21 protein-coding genes are annotated in these 22,922 nt (G+C 64.5%); 5 read left to right on the forward strand and 16 right to left on the reverse strand.

Annotation, left to right across the window (positions count from 1 at the left end; all coding sequences use genetic code 11):
• Positions 1-23 precede the first annotated feature (23 nt).
• From ACEN9O_RS26350 to phaC, 5 genes are all read right to left on the reverse strand, one after another.
• Entirely contained in the window at positions 24-908 is an 885-nt protein-coding gene (locus ACEN9O_RS26350) for a carbohydrate ABC transporter permease (protein ID WP_495614751.1), read from the reverse strand.
• A gap of 3 nt (positions 909-911) precedes the next feature.
• Positions 912-2,153, reverse strand: a complete 1,242-nt coding sequence (locus ACEN9O_RS26355; RefSeq protein WP_495614752.1) for an ABC transporter substrate-binding protein — start codon at positions 2,151-2,153, stop codon at positions 912-914.
• Positions 2,154-2,209: 56 nt separating this feature from the next.
• Positions 2,210-3,589, reverse strand: a complete 1,380-nt coding sequence (locus ACEN9O_RS26360) for a GH1 family beta-glucosidase (protein WP_495614753.1) — start codon at positions 3,587-3,589, stop codon at positions 2,210-2,212.
• A 172-nt stretch (positions 3,590-3,761) separates the two neighbouring features.
• The gene (gene phaR, locus ACEN9O_RS26365) at positions 3,762-4,325 is read right to left on the reverse strand and encodes a polyhydroxyalkanoate synthesis repressor PhaR (RefSeq protein WP_495614754.1); all 564 of its coding nucleotides are present in this window, start codon (positions 4,323-4,325) and stop codon (positions 3,762-3,764) included.
• Between the two features lie 201 nt (positions 4,326-4,526).
• Positions 4,527-6,263: a class I poly(R)-hydroxyalkanoic acid synthase gene (phaC, locus tag ACEN9O_RS26370; RefSeq protein WP_495614755.1), complete on the reverse strand. Its 1,737-nt coding sequence runs from the start codon at positions 6,261-6,263 to the stop codon at positions 4,527-4,529.
• A gap of 46 nt (positions 6,264-6,309) precedes the next feature.
• Here phaC and ACEN9O_RS26375 point away from each other — a divergent pair, with 46 nt between their 5' ends.
• Positions 6,310-6,534, forward strand: a complete 225-nt coding sequence (locus ACEN9O_RS26375) for a hypothetical protein (RefSeq protein ID WP_495614756.1) — start codon at positions 6,310-6,312, stop codon at positions 6,532-6,534.
• A 17-nt stretch (positions 6,535-6,551) separates the two neighbouring features.
• On the opposite strand, the gene pgeF is transcribed toward ACEN9O_RS26375, so the two are convergent.
• Positions 6,552-7,340 (reverse strand): peptidoglycan editing factor PgeF, encoded by a 789-nt coding sequence (gene pgeF, locus ACEN9O_RS26380; protein WP_495614757.1) that lies wholly within the window; start codon positions 7,338-7,340, stop codon positions 6,552-6,554.
• Positions 7,340-8,362 carry an RluA family pseudouridine synthase gene (locus ACEN9O_RS26385; RefSeq protein ID WP_495614758.1) on the reverse strand — a complete coding sequence of 341 codons (1,023 nt, stop codon included), beginning with the start codon at positions 8,360-8,362 and terminating at the stop codon, positions 7,340-7,342. The genes pgeF and ACEN9O_RS26385 overlap by 1 nt, the downstream gene beginning before the upstream one ends.
• Positions 8,363-8,451: 89 nt before the next feature.
• Here ACEN9O_RS26385 and ACEN9O_RS26390 point away from each other — a divergent pair, with 89 nt between their 5' ends.
• Positions 8,452-9,252 carry an outer membrane protein assembly factor BamD gene (locus ACEN9O_RS26390; protein WP_495614759.1) on the forward strand — a complete coding sequence of 267 codons (801 nt, stop codon included), beginning with the start codon at positions 8,452-8,454 and terminating at the stop codon, positions 9,250-9,252.
• A gap of 155 nt (positions 9,253-9,407) precedes the next feature.
• Here ACEN9O_RS26390 and yaaA read toward each other — a convergent pair whose 3' ends face one another.
• Positions 9,408-10,175 carry a peroxide stress protein YaaA gene (gene yaaA, locus ACEN9O_RS26395; protein WP_495614760.1) on the reverse strand — a complete coding sequence of 256 codons (768 nt, stop codon included), beginning with the start codon at positions 10,173-10,175 and terminating at the stop codon, positions 9,408-9,410.
• Between the two features lie 35 nt (positions 10,176-10,210).
• Between yaaA and ACEN9O_RS26400 the strand changes: the two genes are divergently transcribed.
• The 3 genes from ACEN9O_RS26400 to ACEN9O_RS26410 all read left to right on the forward strand — a co-directional run bounded on the left by ACEN9O_RS26400 (position 10,211) and on the right by ACEN9O_RS26410 (position 12,917).
• A complete protein-coding gene (locus ACEN9O_RS26400) occupies positions 10,211-10,660 on the forward strand; it encodes a putative toxin-antitoxin system toxin component, PIN family (RefSeq protein ID WP_495614761.1) in 450 nt (149 codons plus the stop codon).
• Between the two features lie 69 nt (positions 10,661-10,729).
• Positions 10,730-11,911, forward strand: coding sequence for a pyridoxal phosphate-dependent aminotransferase (locus tag ACEN9O_RS26405; RefSeq protein ID WP_495614762.1), 1,182 nt, complete (start codon positions 10,730-10,732; stop codon positions 11,909-11,911).
• Positions 11,912-11,927: 16 nt separating this feature from the next.
• A complete protein-coding gene (locus tag ACEN9O_RS26410) occupies positions 11,928-12,917 on the forward strand; it encodes an HD-GYP domain-containing protein (RefSeq protein WP_495614763.1) in 990 nt (329 codons plus the stop codon).
• Between the two features lie 85 nt (positions 12,918-13,002).
• Here the strand turns inward: ACEN9O_RS26410 and ACEN9O_RS26415 are convergent, their stop codons facing one another.
• The 8 genes from ACEN9O_RS26415 to ACEN9O_RS26450 all read right to left on the reverse strand — a co-directional run bounded on the left by ACEN9O_RS26415 (position 13,003) and on the right by ACEN9O_RS26450 (position 22,921).
• Positions 13,003-14,136 carry a tetratricopeptide repeat protein gene (locus ACEN9O_RS26415; protein WP_495614764.1) on the reverse strand — a complete coding sequence of 378 codons (1,134 nt, stop codon included), beginning with the start codon at positions 14,134-14,136 and terminating at the stop codon, positions 13,003-13,005.
• Entirely contained in the window at positions 14,133-15,026 is an 894-nt protein-coding gene (locus ACEN9O_RS26420; RefSeq protein WP_495614765.1) for an ExeA family protein, read from the reverse strand. Before ACEN9O_RS26420 ends, ACEN9O_RS26415 begins: the two co-directional genes overlap by 4 nt.
• 1 nt (position 15,027) lies before the next feature.
• Positions 15,028-16,836 (reverse strand): pilus (MSHA type) biogenesis protein MshL, encoded by a 1,809-nt coding sequence (gene mshL / locus ACEN9O_RS26425; protein WP_495614766.1) that lies wholly within the window; start codon positions 16,834-16,836, stop codon positions 15,028-15,030.
• Entirely contained in the window at positions 16,833-17,204 is a 372-nt protein-coding gene (locus ACEN9O_RS26430; protein WP_495614767.1) for an MSHA biogenesis protein MshK, read from the reverse strand. The genes mshL and ACEN9O_RS26430 overlap by 4 nt, the downstream gene beginning before the upstream one ends.
• Positions 17,189-18,004: a type II secretion system protein M gene (locus ACEN9O_RS26435; RefSeq protein ID WP_495614768.1), complete on the reverse strand. Its 816-nt coding sequence runs from the start codon at positions 18,002-18,004 to the stop codon at positions 17,189-17,191. Before ACEN9O_RS26435 ends, ACEN9O_RS26430 begins: the two co-directional genes overlap by 16 nt.
• Complete coding sequence (locus ACEN9O_RS26440) at positions 18,001-18,666, reverse strand: MSHA biogenesis protein MshI (protein ID WP_495614769.1); 666 nt, start codon at positions 18,664-18,666, stop codon at positions 18,001-18,003. The genes ACEN9O_RS26435 and ACEN9O_RS26440 overlap by 4 nt, the downstream gene beginning before the upstream one ends.
• Complete coding sequence (pilM, locus tag ACEN9O_RS26445) at positions 18,663-19,601, reverse strand: type IV pilus biogenesis protein PilM (RefSeq protein WP_495614770.1); 939 nt, start codon at positions 19,599-19,601, stop codon at positions 18,663-18,665. Before pilM ends, ACEN9O_RS26440 begins: the two co-directional genes overlap by 4 nt.
• A 149-nt stretch (positions 19,602-19,750) precedes the next feature.
• Positions 19,751-22,921, reverse strand: coding sequence for a DUF6701 domain-containing protein (locus tag ACEN9O_RS26450; protein ID WP_495614771.1), 3,171 nt, complete (start codon positions 22,919-22,921; stop codon positions 19,751-19,753).
• Between the last annotated feature and the right edge of the window lies 1 nt (position 22,922).

A 22,922-nucleotide genomic window follows, 5' to 3' on the forward strand; every position in this document is an offset into this window, starting at 1 on the left:
ATCGAGTTTGACGACCTGCCCCATCATGCCCCCTTGGCCGCGCGGCGGTTACGCACATAGTACAGCGGCGCGACGATGGCCAGCACCGTGGACAGCAGCACGATCGACGCGGCCGAAGCGAGGCCGATGTTGGCGCGGCCGAACAGGTAGTCCATGATGAACTTGGCCGGCACCTCGCTGGCCGTGCCTGGGCCGCCCTGCGTCATTGCGACCACCGAGTCGAACACCTTCACCACCATCACAAACAACAGCACAAACGCGGTGGACACGGATGCACCCAACATCGGCAATACGATGCTGACGTAGACGCGCCAGCGCGGGATACCGTCGATCCGGGCGGCCTTCCACAGCTCCTCGTCGACGCCGCGCAGGCCGGACAGCATCAGCGCCATCACCAGGCCTGAAGCCTGCCACACGGTGGCGATGACGATGGTGTAGATCGCCATGTCCTGGTCGACGATCCAGTCGAATTTGGCGTCGGCGAAACCCAGCTTGTGCAGCACCTCCTGGATACCCAGTTCGGGATTGAGTATCCACTGCCAGATCAGGCCCGTGGCCACGAACGACATCGCGTATGGATACAGGAAGATAGTGCGTAGCGCGCCTTCAGCCATCACCTTCTGGTCGATGAACACGGCCAGCAGGAAGCCGATCGCCAGGCAGGCGACGATGAACAGCACGCCGTACACGGCGACGTTTTGCAGCGACAGCAGCCAGCGCTCGTTGTTAAACAAGCGGATGTACTGCGAGGCGCCGACAAAATCGCTGGCCGGGAAGGTGCGCGAGCTGCTGACCGACACGCGCGCCGTCCACAGCATCGTGCCCAGGTAGGCCAGCAGCACCGTCAACGCCATCGGTATCATGGCGACGTAGGCGGCGATGGAAACGCTTTGACGCTTCTTGGCCATGGCTTATTGGTCCTTCAGCGCGCGGGCAAAGGCCTTTTGCGCGTCGTCCGGCGACTGGTTCTTGTTCCAGTAGCTGGTCAACACGTCCTGCAAGGCGCCGGTGGTGTCCGGCGTCGCCAGCATCTCGGAGTTCGGCAGCTGGCGGCTCTTGTCCTTGATGATGGCCAGGCCCTGTTTCGCGCAGATGTCCAGTGTCGATTCATCGACATCGCCGCGAATCGGGATCGAGCCCTTGCGCGAGTTGAAGGCCACCTGCGCGGTCGGCGAAGTAACCACCGTCGCCAGCAGCTTCTGCGCCTTGATGGCGTTGGCGTCCGTGGTTTTCGGGAACACAAAGGCGTCGCCGGCGACGATGTATGGCGCTTTCGGACCGAAGCCGGGGAAGCAGCCGAAGTCCTTGCCCGCCACCTGCTTGGCCGACGAGAACTCGCCCTTGGCCCAGTCGCCCATGATCTGCACGCCGGCCTTGCCGCTGACGACCATGGCCGTGGCGTCATTCCAGTTGCGGCCTGGCGAGCCAGCATCCACAAAGGCCTTGAGCTTCTTGAAGTCGACCAGCACCTGCCTGAAGGCCGGCGACATCACGGCTTTCTGGTCACGGTCGCGGTACACCTTGAGGTACAGGTCCGGGCCGCCGACCATCGCGAAGATGGCGTCGAAGGTGATCTTCTCCTGCCATACCTGGCCGCCGAAGGCCAGCGGCACCACGCCTGCGGCCTTCAACTTGGCCAGCTGCGCCAGGAACTCGTCCCAGGTCTGCGGCTCGTTGGCGATGCCGGCTTTTTTATACGCGGCCTTGGAATAGAAGAACCAGGCCGGCATGTGGATGTCCACCGGCGCGGCATAGAAATGGCCGTTGATCTTGATCGCGGCCAGTATCGACGGCGGCATGACCTGGTCCCACTTGCCGGCGGCCGCCACGTCGTCGACGTTGTTCAGCAAGCCCTGCTCGACGAAATCGCGGAACTGCCTGGAGGTGTTGAACTGCGCCGCCGTCGGCGCGTTGCCGCCGACGATGCGATTGATGGTGGTGGCGCGCGACTGGTCGGCACCGGCGATGGCGTTGTCGATCCACAGGCCGCCGGCCTTGTTGTAGGCATCCGCGAACTGCTTGACCGCCTGCGACTCGCCGCCCGACGTCCACCAATGGATCACGGTCGCTTTCAACGGTGCTTGCGCATGCGCTGCGCCGCATGCCGCCACGGCAAGCGCGACGGCGCTCGCCAGTTTTGAGGCCTTGAACATACTGTCTCCCTGTGGGCGTCGAGCGCCCATTTTATTCGGATGGCTTTGCCGGATGTTTAACTTTTTGCGGACCTTTCGGCCAAAAATTGCGTCACCAGTTTCGCGCTGCGCTTCAACGTGCGCTTTTGCGTGGCATAGTCCACGTGGATGATACCGAAACGGCGCTCGTATCCGAAGGCCCATTCGAAATTGTCCATCAACGACCAGATAAAGTAGCCGCGCACGTCGACGCCCGCCTTCACCGCCTGGTTCACCGCTTCCAGGTGGCGGTTCAAAAACGAGATGCGCTGGCGGTCGTCGACTTCTCCGGCGATCACCTCGTCGTCGGTGGCCATGCCGTTCTCTGTGATATAGATCGGCGGCAGGTTCGGGTAGCTGCGGTGGAAGCCGACCAGCAGGTGGCGCAGGCCGTCCGGGTAGACCTCCCATCCCATCTGGGTGCGCTCAACGCCTTCAAGGTCCACTTCGTGATAACCGTGCTTGCCGTCGCTGACGACATTGGTGCGGAAGTAGTAATTAATGCCGAGGAAATCGAGCTTGCTGCCGATGATCTCCATGTCACCAGCAACGACCAGCGGCTCGGCACCCGGCCACAGTTCCCACAGCGCCGATGGATAGGACTTCTTCAGCAGCGGATCGAGCACCCAGTTATTGTGCTGAAGTTCGAACAGCCAGGCCGCGCGCTGGTCGGCGTCGCTGTCGCCGGTGCTGGTGCCGCGGCCGACGTTGGCGACGATGCCCACCTGCGCCGCCGGATCATTGGCCCGCAGATGCGCCACCGCCAGGCCGTGGCCCAGCAGCAGATGGTGCATGGCCTGCGTGGCGCAGGCCACGTCTTGCCTGCCCGGCGCGTGGTGGCCGGTGCCGTAGCCGTGCATGGCCGAGCACCACGGCTCGTTCAGCGTGGCCCAGGCGTCCACCAGGCCGGCCAGTTCCTTGCTGATCATGCCGGCGTATTCGGCAAAGCGATAGGCGGTGTCGCGGTTGACCCAGCCGCCCTGGTCTTCCAGGTGCTGCGGCAGGTCCCAGTGGTACAGCGTGACGAAGGTCTTCAAGCCCTTGGCGCGCAGCGCCGTCAGCAGCTTGCGGTAGAAGGCGATGCCCTGTCGATTCGGCTGGCCGTCCGCAGTCATCACGCGCGGCCAGGAGATCGACAGGCGGTAGGCGCCGACGTTCAGGCTGGCCAGCAGTTCGATGTCTTCTTGCCAGCGGTGGTAATGGTCGCAGGCGACGGCGCCGGTGTCGCCGGCCAGCGTCTTGCCCGGCGTGGCCGAGAAGGTATCCCAGATCGAGGGGATGCGGCCGTCTTCGGCGACCGCGCCTTCGATCTGGTATGCCGCCGTGGCGGCGCCCAGCAGGAAATCCTTATTCCACAGGACCGAATCGGCCGGCGGCGAGAACGTCTCTTCCAGTGCAACTGATGCATCAACAACCACAGCAACTCCTTAGTCTGATCACAAAGTGGAAACGCTTCCACAGATGTTGACGATAGTACTACCGAAGAAATTCTGGGGTCAACGGAATTCTGAAGTTTTTGTAACTTAGCTACAAAAACGGCACAGCGACCGAAGTGGCTGTGCCGTCTTTAACGCTGCGGACCGTGAAGGATTACTTCTTGTCGGTCGGCGGCACGCCCGGAACAAAGGGGAAGGTGCCGAAGATGTTCTTGCTCTGGCTTTGCATCTGCTCTTGCATCTGCACGAACAGGCTCTTGCTCTGGTCGATGTAGTTGTTCATCATGCCCTGCATCATCGGGCCCTGGACGTTCATGAACTGGGTCCACATTTCCGGGCTGAATGGCTTGCCTTCCAGGCCGCCGACCGCGGTGCCGGTGAACTTGCGCTGGATGTCGGTGAACGCCTGCACGTTCTTTTCCAGGTAGGAACCCATCATGCCCTGCATGGCGTGGCCGTAGAAGCGGATGATCTGCGCCAGCACGTCGCTGGAGAACATCGGCGCGCCGCTGGCCTCTTCTTCCAGGATGATCTGCAGCAGGATGCTGCGGCTCAGGTCTTCATTGCTCTTGGCGTCGACCACCGTGAATTCTTCGTTGTCCAGCACCAGCTGCTTGACGTCCGTCAGCGTGATGTAGGAACTGGTCTGCGTGTCGTACAACCGGCGGTTCGGGTATTTTTTAATCAGACGTTCAGCGTTTTTTTTCGCACTACTCATCACAAGTCCACTTATTGCGCCGCAGCGCGTACTCTAACAATTCGAAAAAAAAGCGAACTTCGGTCCGCTTTCCCACTAGCCTACTTTTTCTATTATAGAGGGGAAAAAGCATATCTTGCACAATCTGATATAAGTTTTGGGTTTTATTGCAACGCAACCAAATTTACAGATCGACAACAGCATGCTTTTCCCCTGCCGTAATTAATCAGCCCGCACCTTCACGTAGCGGCCAGGTGCCGGTTCGATGGCCTGGCAACGGGCATTTCCGGGTTTTGCTTTAGGCTTGACCTCCTTGCCGCCGTGCTCGGCCAGGAAGTTGGCCCATTCCGGCCACCAGCTGCCCGGGTTTTCCGTGGCGCCCGCCATCCATGCCTCGCCATCCAGCGGCTTGGCGGTGGCGCGGCCCAGCGGCTTGTCGTTGGTCCAGTAGCTGCGCTTGTTTTTCGCCGGCGAGTTGATCACGCCCGCGATGTGGCCGGACGCGCCCAGCACAAAGCGGTTGGCCTTGGCCTTGCCAGGATTGAGGATGTTCATCGAACCGAAGGCCGACATCCACGGCACGATGTGGTCCTCCCGCGAGCCGTAGATGAAGGCCGGCGCGTCGATGCTGCCCAGGTCGACCTTCTGGCCCGCCACCTTCAGCTTGCCGGTCTTGAGCTTGTTTTCCAGGTAGGTGTTGCGCAGATACCAGCAGAACATCGGCCCCGGCAGATTGGTGCTGTCCGAGTTCCAGTACAGCAGGTCGAACGGCGGCGGTTCGTTGCCCTTCAGGTAGTTGGACTGCACGTAGTTCCACACCAGGTCGTTCGGACGCAGGCTGGAGAAGGTGCTGGCCAGATCGCGGCCGGGCATCAGGCCGCCGCCCTTCAGTTGCTGCTCGCGCATCGATACCTGGGCCTCATCGACGAACACGTCCAGCACGCCGGTGTCGCTGAAGTCGAGGAAGGTGGTCAGCAGGGTCAGGCTGGAGGCTGGCTGCTCGTCGCGTGCCGCCAGCACCGCCAGCGCGGTCGACACCAGCGTGCCGCCGACGCAGAAGCCCAGCATGTTCATCTTGTCCTGGCCACTGATGTCCTGCACCACATGGATCGCCTCGATCACGCCCTGGTCGACGTAATCGTCCCAGGTGGTGCCGGCCAGCGACTGGTCCGGATTGCTCCACGAGATCAGGAACACGCTGTTGCCCTGCTCCACCGCGTAGCGCACCAGCGAGTTTTCCGGTTGCAGGTCAAGAATGTAGAACTTGTTGATGCAAGGCGGCACCATCAACAGCGGACGCTGGTGCACGGTGGCCGTTACCGGCTTGTACTGGATCAGCTGGAACAGCGGATTTTCATACACCACCGTGCCCTCGGTGGTGGCCAGGTTGCGGCCCACCTCGAACGCCGATTCGTCGGACAGCGAGATATGGCCCTTGTTCATGTCGGCCAGCATATTGGCCAGGCCCTTGGTCAGGCTTTCGCCCTTGGTTTCGATCAGCTTCTGCTGCGCTTCCGGGTTGGTGGCCAGGAAGTTGGCCGGCGACATGGCGTCGATGATCTGCTGCACGGCAAAGCGGATTTTCTGCTTTTGCTGGGCCGAGGTTTCCACCGTATCGACCATGGCGTTCAGGAATTTGGCGTTGAGCAGGTATGATGCCGCATTGAACGACGACATGGGATTGCCCTGCCAGGCGGACGAGGTGAAGCGGCGATCGGCCACCTCGGGCGACTTGCCGGACAAAAACTCCTGCCATAAATCGCCAAAATCATGCAGATACTGGTTTTTCAGTTGCTCCATGGCCTCCGGCTTCACCGAGGCGCCCACATCCTGCATCATGGCGGCCAGCGGATTGGCATCCGTGGTGGGCGCCATATTGAACCAGGATTGCCACTGTCCGGGGTCGCTCATCTGCGACATCCAGGCGTTGGCAATGGCTTGAGGATCTGGCAAATTCATGTTTGATTCCCTAAAAATAGTTTAAATATCTTTAACTGGGCTGCTGATGCTGATTGTTGCTATTGCTTGGATCTACGTGGTCGGACTGATGGCTCTGACCGAGCCTACCGTCGTTGCGGGAATTGTAACGTTTTTGTTCTACTGCGTGCTGCCGCTGAGCACGCTGATTTACATCTCCGGCACCGGCAAGCGTAAAGCCCGCCGCCGCGCCGCCGAACTGGCGGCGCATCAGGCCCGCCAGGCCGCAGCTAAAACCGAAGCCGAAGACTAAGCCAGCGCACGTATGCTTCATTTGATCCAGATCAAAGCCGCCTGCCGTCCGGTCACGCCGTCGCGGCGATAGGAATAAAAACGGCCTGAATTGGATACCGTGCAGAACTCGCCGCCGTGCACCTGCATCACCCCTGCGCGATGCAGCAGGTAGCGCGCCAGGCCGTAGATGTCGGCCAGATACTTGCCAGGCTTGCCGTCGATGGGCGAAAACGCCGCTTCCACGTGGCGCACGCCGGAGGCGTCGACCGCGCCGTTCAGGAAAGTCTGCTTCACTTCATGTCCGACCTCGAACTGGTAGGCACCGATCGCCGGGCCCATCCAGGCCATCAGTTCGCCGGCGCCGGCCGCGCGCATCGCCTCAACGGTGTTTTCCAGCACGCCGGCCGCCAGCCCGCGCCAGCCCGCGTGCGCGGCCGCCACGGTCTTGCCCTCGACATCGCAAAACAGCACCGGCAGGCAATCGGCCGTCATGATGACGCAGACCTTGCCCGGCGTGGTGGACAGGCTGGCGTCCGCCTCGGGCACATCCTGCGGCCCGATCCGGGCCACATCGACCACCGCCGTGCCGTGCACCTGCGACAGCCAGGCCGGCGCTCCCGGCAACAGGGCGCCCAGGATATCGCGGTTGCGGGCCACGTTATGCGGCTGGTCGCCGACGTGGGTGCCCAGGTTCAGGCCGCCACCGCCCATGCCGTCGTCATACGGCGCCGGGCTGACGCCGCCGCGCCGCGTGGTCGACAACGCGCCCACATGGTCCGGCAATCCAGGCCAATGCGGGATCAGCCAATGTGACGGAGTGGACATCAGATATTTTCCGGGACTTCGATGCCGGCGCGCGCCAGCAGCTCGGCAAAGTCATCGGCCAGCGGCACGGTCCATTCGCATTGCTCGCCGGTGGCCGGATGGACCAGCCCCAGGCGGCGCGCCTGCAGCGCCTGGCGCGGGAAATAATCGGCCAGGTGCTGCTTGCCGTAGGTGGTGTCGCCCACCAGCGGGAAGCCGATCGACATCATGTGCACGCGGATCTGGTGGGTACGGCCAGTTTCCAGGCGGCACTGCACCAGCGTCACGGGACGGCCTTCGCCCAGCTTGCCGCCGCCCAGCACCTGATAGTGGGTGATGGCCGGCTTGGAGCCCATGCCGGTCGACACCGCCATCTTGATGCGGTCTTTCGGGTGGCGGCCCATCGGCGAGTCGATGGTGCCGCTGATGCGCGGCATGCCCCAGACCACGGCGAAATACTCGCGCTTGACGGTGCGGGCGGCCAGCTGGCGCACCAGGTCGGTCTGGGCAGGCAAGGTCTTGCCGACCACCATCAGGCCGCTGGTGTCCTTGTCCAGGCGGTGGACGATGCCGGCGCGCGGCACGCCCGACAGCTGCGGGCAGTGGTGCAGCAGGCCGTTCAACAGCGTCCCGGACCAGTTGCCGGCGCCCGGGTGGACCACCAGGCCGGCCGGTTTGTTGATGACCATCAGGTGCTCGTCTTCGTAAACGATGTTAAGTTCCATCGGTTCCGGTTTAAAAGCCTCGTCTTCCGGCGCCGGTTGGGGCAGAATGACGATCTTCTCGTCGCCGTAGACGGTGTCCTTGGTGCTTTTGGCCGGTTTGCCATCGACGGTGACGAAGCCGTCGGTGATCCACATTTGCAGGCGGCCGCGTGAAAATTGCGGGACCAGGTGGGAAATCACCTTGTCCAGGCGTTGGCCGCAGACTTCGGGGGTCAGTTCCAGATGGATCGGAGCCAGGCCATCGTCTTCGCCAAAATCACCGTCCTGCTCGACCAGCAGGTCGGCGTCGGCATCGTGTTCGGAGGAAGATTCGGCCAAATTCGGCTTTGGAGTTAATATCACAGCATTCCCATCGGCTATAATCAGCCTATTGTAAAACTTTGGTTAAACAGCTTCTTGCAAAACATATGCAAAAAAAATTGAAAGTAGTCGCAGCAACGTTGGTTCTGCTTAGTTTGTCCGCTTGCGGTTTGTTCTCGGAGAAAGTCGACGAGACTAAAGGTTGGAGCGCTACGAAATTATACTCGGAGGCGAGCGAAGAGCTGGACGGACAGCACTACGAACGCGCAATTCAGTTGTACGAGAAGCTGGAATCGAGCTATCCGTTCGGCACTTACGCCCAGCAGGCGCAGATGCAGATCGCTTACGCCTACTACAAGTCGCAGGACCAGGCCCAGGCGCTGGCCGCGGTGGAGCGCTTCATCAAGCTGCACCCGAACCACGCCAACGTCGACTACATGTACTACCTGCGCGGCCTGATCAACTTCAACGACCAGATCGGCTTCCTGAACTTCATCTACGAGCAGGACGCCACCGAACGCGATCCGAAAGCCACGCGCGAAGCCTACGCGGCCTTCAAACAGCTGGTGGACAAGTTCCCAAACAGCAAGTATACGCCGGATTCGCTGGATCGTATGCGTTATCTGATCAACGCGATGGCATCGTATGAAGTGCACGTGGCGCGCTACTACTACCGTCGGGGCGCCTACCTGGCAGCGGCCAACCGCGCCATGGGCATCATGAACGACTACCGCGACTCGCCGGCGATCGAGGAAGCGCTGTTCATCATGATCCGCAGCTACGACAAGCTGGGCATGACCGAACTGCGCGACGACACGATGCGCGTTTTCAAGCTGAACTACCCTACCAGCAAGTTCCTGGACGAAGGCAAAAAAGCCGAACGTCACTGGTGGAAGCTCTGGAATTAAGTTGAAAACTCATAAAAACCGGGACCCAGGTCCCGGTTTTTTATTATTTACCCCGTTTTACAGTGGGGTCAAGTCTGACATTCGGACACGAGCTCTGCCGTAACAGTACTTACGGCAGAGCTCGTGTCCGAATGTCAGACTTGACCCCAGGCGGTTTATTCGACCCGGCGGCGGAAAATCCAGGTGTTATCGCTGGAGTCCTTCTTGTCGAACGCATAACCGTCGACGTTGAATTTCTTCAGCTTCTGCGGATCGGTGATGCCTTTGACGGCGGCGTAACGCGCCATCAGGCCGCGCGCCCGCTTGGCGTAGAACGAGATGATCTTGTATTTGCCGTTTTTCCAGTCCTCGAACTGCGGCGTGATCACCGGCACGTCCAGCAGCTTGGGCTTGACCGACTTGAAGTATTCCTCGGACGCCAGGTTGACCAGCGTTTCGGCGCCCTGCTCGGCCGCGGTCTGGTTGAGCGCGCGGGTGATGGTCTCGCCCCAGAAGGCGTACAGGTCCTTGCCGCGCGGGTTGGCCAGGCGGGTGCCCATCTCCAGCCGGTGCGGGTGGATCAGGTCCAGCGGCCGCAGCATGCCGTACAGGCCGGACAGGATGCGGATGCGCGATTGCGCGTAGTCCAGCTGGGCCGGCTTGAGGGTGCGCGCGTCCAGGCCGCCGTAGACGTCGCCGTTGAAGGCCATCACGGCCTGGCGGCCGTCGGCGGTGTCGGGGGTCCACGAGGCGTAGCGGGCGACGTTGAGCGCCGACAGGTTGTCGGACAGGTCCATCAGCTCGCCGATCTGCACCGGCGAGAATTCGCGCAGGCGGCTGATCAGCTGGGCCGAGTGGTCGAGAAAATCAGGTTGGGAGTGCAACTTGGTGGTCGGAGGGGTCTCCAGGTCGAGACTTTTTGCAGGCGAAAGCACTATCAGCATAAGATTCCAGATAAACATTTTTACGAACTAAGCACATGATACCTGTTCCAGAGAAACTCACACCGACGCGCATCGTCATCGACACCAACGTCTGCCTCGACCTGTTCGTGTTCAAGGACCCGCGCTGGGCCGCGCTGCTGGCCGCGCTGGAAAACGGCACGGTCGAAGCCATCACCCGCTCGGACTGCCGCGACGAGTACAACATCGTGCTGCACTACAAGCACCTGCCGCTGGACGACGAGTCCCGCCCGCTGGCCGCCGCCCGCTTTGACGAGCTCATCACTGTGGTGGCCCCGCCCGAGTCCGGCATCCGCCTGCCGGTCTGCACCGACAAGGACGACCAGAAGTTCCTCGAAGTGGCGCGCGACGCCAACGCCGCCATCCTCATCACCAAGGACAAGGCGCTGCTGAAACTGGCGCGCCGGCTGGCCAAGGCCGGCATGTTCAAGGTCATGGTGCCAGAGGCGTGGAGCCCGGAGCCTTAAGGAGTTTTTCGCCACACCAAACCCGGCGCGCTGAGCTAGAATAGGCTATCTGTCCACTACACAGCCGCCATGAATAGCCGTAACAATCTGCCGAGCAGCACGCCAATCCTGACCAGCCGCCTGCCGGCCGTCGGCACCACCGTGTTCACCCGCATGTCGACGCTGGCCGCGCAATCGAACGCCGTCAACCTGGGCCAGGGCTTCCCTGATTTTTCCTGCGAGCGCAGCCTGCTGCAAGCCGTCAACGACGCCATGCAGGCCGATTTCAACCAGTACCCGATGATGACCGGCGCGCCGGTGCTGCGCCAGGCCATCGTCGCCAAGATCGCCGCCATCTACGGCCACCAGTACGACGTCAACACCGACATCACCGTGACCGCCGGCGCCACCCAGGCGCTGACCACCGCCATCCTGTGCTGCGTGCATCCAGGCGACGAGGTCATCGTCATCGAGCCGAGCTACGACAGCTACGTGCCGGCGATCACGCTGGCCGGCGGCGTGCCGGTGCTGGTGCAGATGCAGGCCGGCGCCGAGGGCTACACGGTGCCGTGGTCCGCCGTGGCGGCCGCGGTCAACGGCAAGACCCGCCTGATCGTCATCAACACCCCGCACAATCCCACCGGCAGCGTGCTGCGCGCCGCCGACATGGAGGCGCTGGCCGACATCGTGCGCGGCACGGACGTGCTGATCCTGTCGGACGAAGTCTACGAACACATGGTCTACGACGGCCAGCGCCACGAGTCGGTGTGCCGCCATCCGGAGCTGGCCGCGCGCGCGTTTGTCGTCTCCAGTTTCGGCAAGACCTACCATGTCACCGGCTGGAAGATCGGCTACGTCGCCGCGCCGGCCGGGCTTTCCGTCGAGTTCCGCAAGGTCCACCAGTACAACGTCTTCAGCGTCAACACGCCCATGCAGCACGGCCTCGCCAGCTACATGACCGATCCCAAGCCCTACCTGGAACTGCCGGCCTTCTACCAGCGCAAGCGCGACCTGTTCCGCGAAGGGCTGCAAGGCTCGCGCTTCGAACTGCTGCCGGCCGACGGCACCTATTTCCAGTGCGTGCGCTACGACAAAATTTCATCGCAAACGGAAGCGCAGTTTGCGGAGTGGCTGACCACCGAGATCAAGGTGGCGGCGATACCGGTATCGGCGTTTTACCAGCAAGGCAAGGAGTCGGGCATCGTCCGCTTCTGCTTTGCCAAGAAAGATGAGACCCTGGCACTCGCGTTGGAGCGACTGGGCAAAGTTTAATTCGGGGACAAGAATCATGGCCGATACCAACCAGGCGGACGCGCCGCTCGTAGCGGGCGAGTTCGCCGAACAAGAGCCGCCGCCATCGGTGCTGCACCTGCTCAACCAGTCCAACCGCCGGCTGGAGCGGCTGCTGCAAAACCTGCGCAACGAGCACAACGCCGAAAGCGAACTGCGCGACATCGCGCGCGACGTGATCCACGCGGTCGAGCTCAATCCCGATATCGCGCTGGCCTGCATCTTCCTGTGCCAGATCGCCGGCAGCTACGCGGTGCGCCATTGCATCGAGACGGCCGTGGTGGTGGTGGTGATCTCCCGCAGCCTCAACAAGAGCGCGGCCGAGACGCTGACCGTGACGGCGGCCGCGCTGACGATGAACGTCGGCATGCTGCGCCATAACGACACCTTCCAGAACAAGAACACGCCGCTGACCAGCGAGGAAATGTCCATCGTCCGCCGCCACCCGGAGGAAAGCGCGGACATGCTCAAATGCGCCGGCGTCGAGGACGCCGAGTGGATTTCCTGCGTGCTGCTGCACCACGAGAACGATGAAGGCAGCGGTTATCCGGCGGGCATCGCCAGCCCGGAGGTGACGCTGAACGCCAAGCTGCTAAGCCTGGCCGACCGCTATTGCGCGCAGGTGTCGGCCCGCAATTATCGCCGCTCCATCCTGCCCAACCTGGCCCTGCGCAACCTGATCGAAGACAAGGTGGCGCCGGTCGATCCGATGCTGGTGCAGGTGTTCCAGCGCGAGCTGGGCGACTTCCCGCCGGGCTCGCTGGTGCGTTTGCAGAGCGGGGAGATCGGCGTGGTCAGCCGCCGGCCGGGCGGCGGCGGGGGTGTGCTGATCCACTGCCTGCGCGATCCCTCGGGCGCGCTGCTGTCGCCTGCGCCGCTGCGCAGCGCCGCCGACGAGGCCGGCGCCATCGCCGAGGCATTGAGCGAGGATGAGGCATCGACCCGCTTCAGCATGAAACAGATCTGGGGCCAGCAGGCCAGCCTCTGAGATGTCGTTCCCACGAAAGTGGGAACCCATAGAACGCGTCCGGAGCAAACTCAGCATGGATTCCCGCGTACGCGGGAATGACGTGCTAGCGCGATAAGGAATCGATCTTGCGGTCGATGAAGGCTTGCAGCTCCGGCGACAAGCCGTTCGCCGCGCGGGCACGGCGATAGGCCTCGCGCGCTTCCGGCAAATGCATATCGGCTTGCAGCGAGATGCCCAGGCCCATCCACCACACGCCGTTTTGCGGCGCCAGCTTCAGCGCCTCGCGATAGTATTGCGCCGCTTCCGCGTGGCGCTGCTCGCGCTGCAGCACGCCGGCCAGGAAGGCCTGATACTCGGCGCTGCTGCCGGCGTACGGCAAGGTCGTCATCAAGGTGTCCAGCGCCGGACCGCCCTTCTCCAGCTGCAGGCGCGCCAGCACCATGGCCAGGCCGGGCTGGCGCGGATCAATGCCCAACGCCAGGCGCAACTGCCGCACCGCTTCGTCATTGCGCTTCTGCTCCAGCAGCAGGCTGATGTTGGTCTGCCGCGCCGCTTCGTTGCGCGGGTCGATTTCCAATGCGCGGTCGAGGTCGGCCAGCGCGGCGCTGATGCGGCCTTCCTGCAAGGCCACCAGCGCGCGGCGATAGGTGTTTTCCGCCATCTGCTGCGGACTGATGTCGTGCGTGATTGTGCCCACGCCGGCCGCATCGTCGGCGCCGCGCGTGGCGGCCTGACGGGTGGGCTTGCGTTCGGCCTGCGCTGCGGTGGGTTTGCGCGGTGCGGCCTCAGCCAGCGTTGCGGCGGGCTTGTCGAGCGCGGGTTCAGTAGCTGGTACATCCGGCATCGACGCGACCTTGGGCGTTGCCGCCTTTGACGACGCGCGCTCGGCGGCAGGCGCCGCCGGAGCCTGGGCTGCAAGCTGCGCCTCGGCCGGCGCTGGTGCACTTGCCGGGGCTGGCGCAGCTGCGGGCGCGAGCACGACTACCGGCGCCTTGACGGGCACAGCAGCCATGACAGCCGGCTGTGCCGCCGCCGCGCGACGGGCCTGCCAATACTCCCAGCCATACCAGCCGCCGCCCGCCACCACCGTCGCCAACACCAGCGCGCCGCCGATCACCAGCGGCCGCTTGTCGCGCACCTGTCCGCCCACCGCGTGCAATTGCTGCTGGCGCAAAGCGCCATCGCCTGCACCGCCGCGCGCATCCAGGTCCTGCAACATTTTATTAATCAAACTCATTTCGTCAACGCCCAAGTCAGGCCGCACGCGGCGATCAGCAAACTCATGCCGGCCATCAGCCATGGCCACCGCAAGCCCGTCTTCGCTTGCACGGTATCGACCGCCGCCATCGCCACATGACGGCGCGTCACCTGCTGTTTGCCCTCGCCGAAGCATAGCATCAACGACTTGTTCGCCATAATATTGACCAGCCGCGGTATGCCGCCGCTGGCCTTGAACAGACGGCCGATGGCGCTGCGGCTGAACAGACGGCTGCCGGTATAGCCCGCCACGCGCAGCCGATGGGCCAGGTAATATTCCAGGTCGTCGCGGCTGAGCGGCCCCAGGTGATAATGAAAGGTGATGCGCTGCGCCAGCTGGCGGATCGAATTGGCCTGCAAATGCTGGTTCAATTCCGGCTGCCCGAACAGCACGATTTGCAGCAGCTTGCGCTTCTCGGTTTCCAGGTTGGTCAGCAGGCGCAAGGCTTCCAGGCTTTCCAGCGGTATCGCCTGCGCCTCGTCCAGGCACATCACCACCTGCTTGTCTTCGCGCGCCAGGTCCATCAGGCGCAGGGTCAGCGACTTCAGCAGCTGATGCTGGTCGACGTCGCGCTGCAAGGGCAATTCCAGTTCATCGGCCAGGGCCAGCATCAGCGAGCGCGGCTCCAGGTAGGGATTGGGAATGTAGGCCGTCACAAAGCCCGGCCCCAGCGTCGCCATGAATTTGCGGCACAACAGCGTCTTGCCGGTGCCGACTTCGCCGGTGATCTTGATAAAGCCCTCGCCGCTGCGCGCCGCCACCAGCAGCGTGTTGAGCGCCTGCTGCGAGTGCGGGCTGGTGAAGAAGAAGCTGGTGTCAGGCGTGATCCCGAACGGCATCTCGCCCAAGCCAAAGTGGGCCTGGTACATTTTATTTTCGTCCTCCCGCAGGCGGCGCCAGTTGCTGGACCCGGCGGCTGGCATCGTCGAGGTCCTGCGCGTAGCTGGAGGCGCCGTCGACGATGGTGGGCTTGATCAACACTACCAGCTCGCGTTTCTGCGTGCTGCGCTCGGTGTTGCGGAACAGGGCGCCGACCACCGGTATGCTGCCGATGCCGGGCGCCTGGCTGTTGTCGTCGGTGCTGGACTGGCGCATCAGGCCGCCGATGGCGACGATGCGCCCGTCCTGGCCGCGCACCATGCTGTCCATTTCCGACGTGCTCGACGCCGCCAGCGGCAATTGCAGCGAACCGGCGCTGCCCAGGTTGACGACCTTGTTCACGGTGGACACCTGGCTCACCGACGGATGCACGTGCAGCATGATGTTGCCCTCGTCATCGATCTGCGGCGTCACGTCCAGCACCACGCCGGAGAAGAACGGCTGCAAGGTCACGTTCGGGCTGGTGGTGTTGCCGCTGACGTTGGAGTTGGTGGTGGTGCTGACCCCGGTCACATAAAACTCGTCGGTGCCGATCTTGAGCACGGCCTTCTGGTTGTTCATGGTCGCGATGCGCGGGCTGGACAGCACATGCACCGAGCCCTGCGACTCCAGGAAGGAAATCATGGCGGCGAAATTACTGGTCTGGAACGCCAGACCGAACAGGGAACCGGCGTTGTTGGCCGCGTTGGCCAGCGAGAAACCGGTGCTGGCCGAAATGCCCGCCGTGCCGCCGCTGGTGAGCACCGCCGGTTGGCCGCCGTTGGCCGGCAACGGCGCCAGCCCGGTGCCCGGCGCCAGGAAGCCGCCCGACAAGCGATTGCTGCCGCCGCCGCCGAACGAGGCGAAGCTGGCCCAGTTGATGCCGCTCTGGAAGCCGCTGTTCAGCTGGACTTCAAGGATCTTGGCCTCCAGGATCACCTGGCGCTCGACGGCCAGGCGGGTCGCCTTCAGATACTGGTCGACGCTGCGCAGCTGCTCCGGCAAGGCGCGCACCACCACCACGCCCGACTGCGGGCTGATGACCACGCTGCGCCCCTCGCCGGCGCCGCCGACCAGGGCCAGCAGCGCCTCCTTCAGATCGCCCCAGAAATCGGTGGCCGAGGCCGTCTTGACGTTGCTGGAGTCTTCCATCGCATACTGCTGGTTGCCCTGCCCTCCCGGCTGCTGCGGCTGGTTGCTCTGGCCATTGCTGCCGTTGCCGCTCTGCCCGCTCTGGCCGGACACCACCGAGCCCACCGTGTTCACCGACGTCGACGACACCCGCACATTGGACGTCCCCTTGCGCGTGGCGCTCAGGTAGTTGACCTGGAAGATGCGTGTCTGCATCGTCAGCGGCCGGATGTAGATGCGCGTACCTTCCACCTTGTAGTCATAGCCATACAGCTCGCGCACCGCATCGAGCGCCTCGAACAGCGTCACGTCCTTCAGGTTCGCGGTCACGGTGCCGCTAACGTCCGGGTGGATCAGCATGTTGTAGCGCGTGCCGGCCACGATGGAATTGTAGAACTGCTGCACCGGCACCTGGTTGAAGGACACGTTGAAACGCTCCTCCATCACCGTGCGCGCCTTGGGCAGCTCGGCCGCCATGGCCGCGGCCGGCGGCGGCAGCAGCGCCGCCTCCACCGCCGCCGGACTGGCGGGCTGGGCGTGGGCCTTGGCGGCGGCGTCGCGCACCTGCTGGTCGATGGCGTTGTAGGTGTCGCGCGGCGCCTGGGTCTGGCAGGCCGCGAGCGCGGCCGCCGCGCCCAGTAGACCGGCCCAGCGCATCAGCTGGTGCAGGGGGTGGTTATGTTTGCTCATTTGGTTTTCCCTGTCGGGTCTGCGGCCTCGGCCGGTTTGGGAAACAGGGTCAGGGTTTCCAGATTCTTGCCACGGCGGAGTACCACCGAGTTGTCGTTGATGCGTTCCAGCAGCGCGTCGCCCACCTTGGCGCCGACCCGCACGGTGGCGCCGTCGATCACCGCCAGCCGCCGGCCACCCCGCGCGCGGCCGACCAGGATCGATTGCAGGCGCGGCCCGGCCGCAACGCCTTCCACTGCAGCCTCGCTTTCGGGCGCGGCCATCGTGGCCGGAGGGCGGGTCGGGTCGGCCAGCTTCTGCGCGGACGCCGGCAGCGCCAGCATCAGCGGCAGCAGCCATGTCAGCCGGCGGTTCACAGTGCTATCCATTTCTGGTCCAGGCTCAGAGTGTAGAGGGTCAGCGTCAGCCGGGCTTGCGGGTAGAGTCCGGCATCGAGCGCGGCGGCGCCCCAGAACAGCTGGGTAGGCAAGGCCTCCAGCGCTTCCAGGTATTCGATCATCTCCAGGTAGCTGCCTTGCAGCACCAGCTGCACGCCGTGGCGGTACAGCAGCGGCGTGGGCGCGGAGGGAGCGACAGGTGCGGCAGGCGCTGCGGCGGGCGCGCTGGCCGCAGCGGCGCCGGCGGACGGCTGCTTGGCCGAGGCTGCCGCCGCTTGCACGACGGTGGCCGGCGTCAGTTGCGGCGACGCGGCCGCATGCGCCGGCGCCGGCGCGGCCGCATCCAGCACGGCGAAGTTACCATCCATCGTGCCTTGCGGCGGCAAGGTTTTCAACGACACCAGACGCAGCTTGCCATGGCCTTGCACCATCTGCTGGAGCAGCGCCCCCATATGCTCTGGTGAGACCAGGCCCTTTTGCGCGCTGCGCAGCCTGGCGCGCAAGTCTGCGCTATCCTTCTGCAGGGCGGCCAGCCGTTCGCGCACTTCGCGGTCGGGATCGCGGCGCGCGGCAGCGTCGAGTTGCGCCAGTTCGGAATCGATGCCGCCGATCTGCACCCGCTGCTGCTGCATGGCGGCGCGCAGGCTGCGCTGGCGCGTGTAGGCCGGGTCGAGCACCAGCTGGAACACCAGGTACACCAGCATCGCCGCCGTGGCGCCCACCACCATCAGGCGTTCGCGCTGGCTCATCGCCATCAGCCAGGTATCGAATTTGATCCAGTAGGCTTTCATGGATGCTCCACCTTGCCATGCTCGCCGGCTGCGGCCGACTGCAGGCTGAATTCCACATAACGGGGCGCCGCCGGCGCCGATGCCGTCCCGGTCGCCTCGGCCTGCGGCGCGGGCTTGGGTTCATTCATCTCCAGCTGACCGAAGGTCTTGCCGCGCAATACAGCCTCGCTGGCCAGGCCATTCAGGTAGCCCGGAAGCAGGCTGGCCTTGAGCGCCCGCCCCTGCAGGCCGATCGCCTCGCCGCTGCCCTGGATGGTGACGCCGGTCAGCCACAAGCCCTCGACGCCGCGCCGCGCGAAGGCGCGGAAGTACGCCGAGTAGCCGCGCGTCGCGCCCGGCTGTCCCTGCTCCAGGATCGCGGCCACCTGCTGCAGATTGCGGTATTGCGCGCCGGCCTGGTCCAGCTCCTGTTGCAGCGCCTCGCTCTTGCGCGGCGCCACGAAGGCGGCGGTGGCGGCGGTGCGGCGCGCTTCGCCGCGGTCCAGCCCGGCCTTGACCGTGGCGGCCTCGGTCTCCAACGCCGCCAGCTGGGCCTTGGCCAAGGCCGACATGCCGGTCAGGACGACGATCAGCACGCCGAGGCCGGCCACCAGCACCGGCGTCCCGGCATAATTGGTCTTGCGCTGGGCGCCGGCGCTGAACAGGTTGATTTGCTGAGTCATGCGCCCTCCTGTTCGCGCAAGGCCGCGCCCAGGGTGCGCAGGAAGCCGGCTTGCTGCGCCGGGTCCTGCAACAGCGGGGCCTCGTCCAGGTCCAGCACACTGGCCAGGTCCAGCTGTTCCACCGGCAGGTACAGATTGCTGGCCAGGTAGGCGCGCAAGCCGCCATCGCCCACCGGCGCCAGCACCAGCTTGGCCACGGTGACAAACGAGAACTGCCGCTCGAAGTGGTCCAGCGAGCGTTGCAGTTCGAGCGTGATGCGGTCGTGCAGATGCTGCACGCGATCCGTGTCGGGGTCGAGCAGCTGGTTCAGGGTGATGTCGATGCGCCGCGCCAGATAGAGTTCGGTTTGATAGCTGACGGTCAGCAGGCCGCCGTCCGCGTCGAAGGCCAGCAGCGCCAGGCCGCGCCCTTCCGGCTCCAGCAGCGCCGAGATGTTACGCTGCGCCATCTCGCCGATATCGATGGCCGTCAGCGCGATCTTGTTGTCGGCAAACAGCTGCTGGTGCGGCATCAGCACGCTGTTGCGGGCCGCCACCGCGAAGACCTGGCGCGCCTGGTTCGAGCCGTTGGCCGGCGGCAGCAGTGCCATGTCGATGGTGGCCTGCTCCAGCGGAAAATCGATCATGTCCTTGACGCGCCAGCCCAGCGCGGTCTTCATTTCCGCTTCGGGCACATTGGGCGCCTCGACCATCAGCAGCTGGTAGCCGCCCGCGCCGAGCAGCGTGGTGCAGCGATAGCGGGCGGCCTGCAATTCCTTGCCCAGCCGCGCCAGGCTGGCGCCGGCCTGGTCGGCCTGGCCGGGGTAGGACGCGGTCAGCATTACCTTCGGCAGGCCGTCGGTACGACGTTCGATCGCCGCGGCCTGCACGCCGTCCGCCGTCAGGCCGATGGCCAGCCAGCCATTCTTTTTTTCCGCTTTTCCGAATAAACGCATCCGACTGTCTCAAATGATTAAGCACGGGATTCAATAGTCGCCGCACATCGTTGATTATATTCAAGTTTCAATGCGCCACTTCTCCAATTTGGACCTGTCCCTCCAGTTTGCCTTTTTAATGCTCAGATCCCAAATAAAGTGACGCGGATTCAATACACTTCCCGCAAGAAAATCACCGGACTGCGATAAACCCCGAAGGTTACGCGCCCCTGGCTGGTCGGCAGCCAGACCGGCCCGTTGATCACCGTGACGTTGGCGCCGCTCTTGCCGGCGCTGCTGCCGGCCTTCAGGCCGACGGTCACGGCGCCCAGGTTCATCGTCACCTGCGCATTGCTGACCGCTGTCGGACAGGCCAGCAGGCAGCTGGCGTATTGCAAGTTCGACGCCGGCAGCAGCGCGGTCGCGCTGTCGCTGGCGTTGTTGCGCCAGGCGCCGACGGCGGCGCCGCCAACCGTGGTCTGGCCGTAATACTGGGCGCCCAGCTGCAGCGACAGCGGCAGGTTGGACGCGCCGTAGGCATTCGGTACAAACAGCCGGCCGGCCACCACCGCCAAGCCACCCTCCACCGCGCCGGTGCGCAAGGAGGTGACGCCATCGCTGGGCGAGCCGCTCTCGCTGGCGCGCACATACACCATCGTCGGCGGCACCCAGTTGTTGGCGTACGGCGCGGTCGCGACAAAGGCGTTCGGCAAGGTGTAGACCGGGCTGGCGTTGGCCACGCCGGTCCCCGGGACGCTCGGGTTGCCCGTGTTGGGGTCGACGCCGAAATCGCCGGCGGCCAGGTTGTTGGCGCTCAGCGCCGAGCCGGCCGGCGCGGCCGGCGGATTGGCCGTCGTCGTGCCGCCGGGCGCCGACCAGGCCGACAACGTCACCGCATGGGCCAGCGCCCCGCGATAGTTGGCCGTGGCGGCGCCTTGCAGATTGGCCGCCGTCACCTTCACCCCGAACGACTGGCGCGAATACGCCATGCCGGCCACCGTCACCGGACAACTCATGCCGGCCGGGTCGCAGGCCATGGGCGCCGTCACCACCGTATCGAAATGGTCGGGCACGAAACGGCCGACATTGATCGGCACCGACGGCACGTCGCCGGTGTCCAGGTAGCTCGGATTGGAACCGGCCGCGGCGTGGATGGTCGGCGCGATTTCCAGCACCCCCACATCGGCATAGGAAAACGCGCTGCCGGTGGCGCTGCCGCCGCTGAAACCGCCCAGGCTGCCGCTCAGCACCAGGGGCGCCTCGGGGTCCGCCCCAATGTCCACCATGTCGCTCAGCCGGTTGCCGCTCTGGTCCTTGGCCCGCCGCGCGGTGAGATCGATGGTGACCGGCGTCGTCTCCTGGCCAAAATTGCGCGCCAGCGCGCCACCGTACATCAGCGCGCTGACCGTCAGGCCGAACGGCGCGCCGGCCGCGGTGAACTTGGGATCGGTGGCCGAGGCCGGCATATTGGCCTGGTTGCCCACCGGGCCTGCCAGCACCAGGCGCTCCGGCCGCTCGACGAACGGTCCGCTGGTGCCAAAGCGCCCGGTATCGTCGCTGACCAGGAACTCGATCCGGCCGACGTCGGCGTAATGGAAGTTGTACGGGTTGGTGGAGCTGGCCGTGCCGCCGGCCATGGTCACGTTGTTCAGGCTGGTCCAGGTGGCCGAGTTCTGCGCCGGCAGCGCGCCGGAACGCGCGCACAGCGGCAGCGTGGTGGCGCCGCCGCCGACCATGCTGAAGGTGGCCTGCACGCCCGCGTCCTGGACCGGATCGTAACAGGACAGCGCATATTTGATCCTGATGGTGCTGTCCGCGTTCGACAGCGCGGTCGGCACGCCCGAGACCACGTAGGTCAGGTACATCGGGATATCCTTATTGGCCAGATACTGCTGGCCGGTAAAGGCGACCAGCTGGCAGGTCTGCCCCGGATCGCCGAAAGCCAAACCGTTCACGCACTGGCCGTCGGCAGGCCGGCTGTCGTCCTTCGCCTTGGTGAACATATAGCTCGGCGTCAGGGCCGCGCCCCCCACCAGCGAACTGACGGTCGAGGTATCGTTGCCATCGTAGTAGTCGAACAGCTGGCCGCTGACGGTGGCGCTGTTGTTGACCAGGCCGCTGGCGGCGGCGGCCGTCGTCACCCGCAGCGTGATCGGCGGCAGTGTCGTGCCGGCCGCCATGACGCCGCTGTAGGTACAGGTGAGCTTCTGCCCGGCCATGCCGCAAACCCAGCCGGTGCCGCTGGCGCTGGAGAAGATCAGCGAGGCCGGCAGCACATCGACCACCGTGGTCGGTCCGCCCTCGGCCAGCGGGCCGTTGTTGCTGACGCTGATGATGTAGTTGCTGACCTGCGAAGGCTGCAGCGGACTTTGCAAGGTCATCGAAATGGCGCGGTCGGCCGCCGGCACGTTGGGCGCGGCGATCACCTCGGCGTTCAGCAGCACCAGGTCCTGGCCGGACTGGTAGTCGCTGCGCGCCGATGTCTGCCCGGCCTGGATGGTCGGTGACGACACGGTGTAGGCATCGAAATCGATGCCGTAGGACTTGTCGTCGCCGTCGATGTTGGAGGCCGAGTTGAACTGGTTGCCGGACGGGTTCATCGAGTCGACCATCTCGACGCCGTTGTAGCGCAGGATCTCGCCGCCGCCCGACAGCGTGGGATCGCCCTCCCAGGTGATGTGGCCGATCTTGCCGGTCAGGCTGCCGATCGGCGTGGGGGTCTTGAAGTTGGCCAGCGTCAGCGTCACGGAGGAATAGCGGATGTACTGGAAGCCTTCGTAGACGTTGAGCACGCGGAACGGTTCACTGGAATCCGAGTACACCACCAGCAGCTGGAAGCCGCCCAGCACGCCCTCCACCGCGCAATAGGGGCTGCCGCTGTTGATGGTCAGGTCGTCGACCTTGTAGTTGCCGTTGCCCTTGGCTATCACCTGCGCGGTCACATCCACCGCGCCCGCGAAGAAGTCATAGCCCACCGTGGCCGAGGTGTAGCGGCGGTTGCTGGGCGCGCTCACCGCATCGCCGTCGAACGTCACATCGAAATCCGGGGTCGAGCCGGAACCCGCCCAGTACAGCTGGGCGCTGAGGATGGTAGCGTTGCGCGGCACATCCTTCAGCTTGAGTTGCAGGGTGCCGTTGCGCAGGTCGCAGGGATCGGTATCGTTGTCCTTGGCGCGCATGGTGACCTGGGTGCCGGTAAAGCTGACGTTGCCGGCGAAGCTCTTGAACAGCGTGATCGGCGAATCGGCGCGCGCCATGCCGGCGGCCAGCCAGCACAGCAGCGCCAGCAGGCAGGTCAGCCAGCGTGGCGCGCGGTTCAGGGTGTGCATCGTCGCTCGCATC

This window comes from Duganella sp. Dugasp78, from assembly GCF_059491455.1.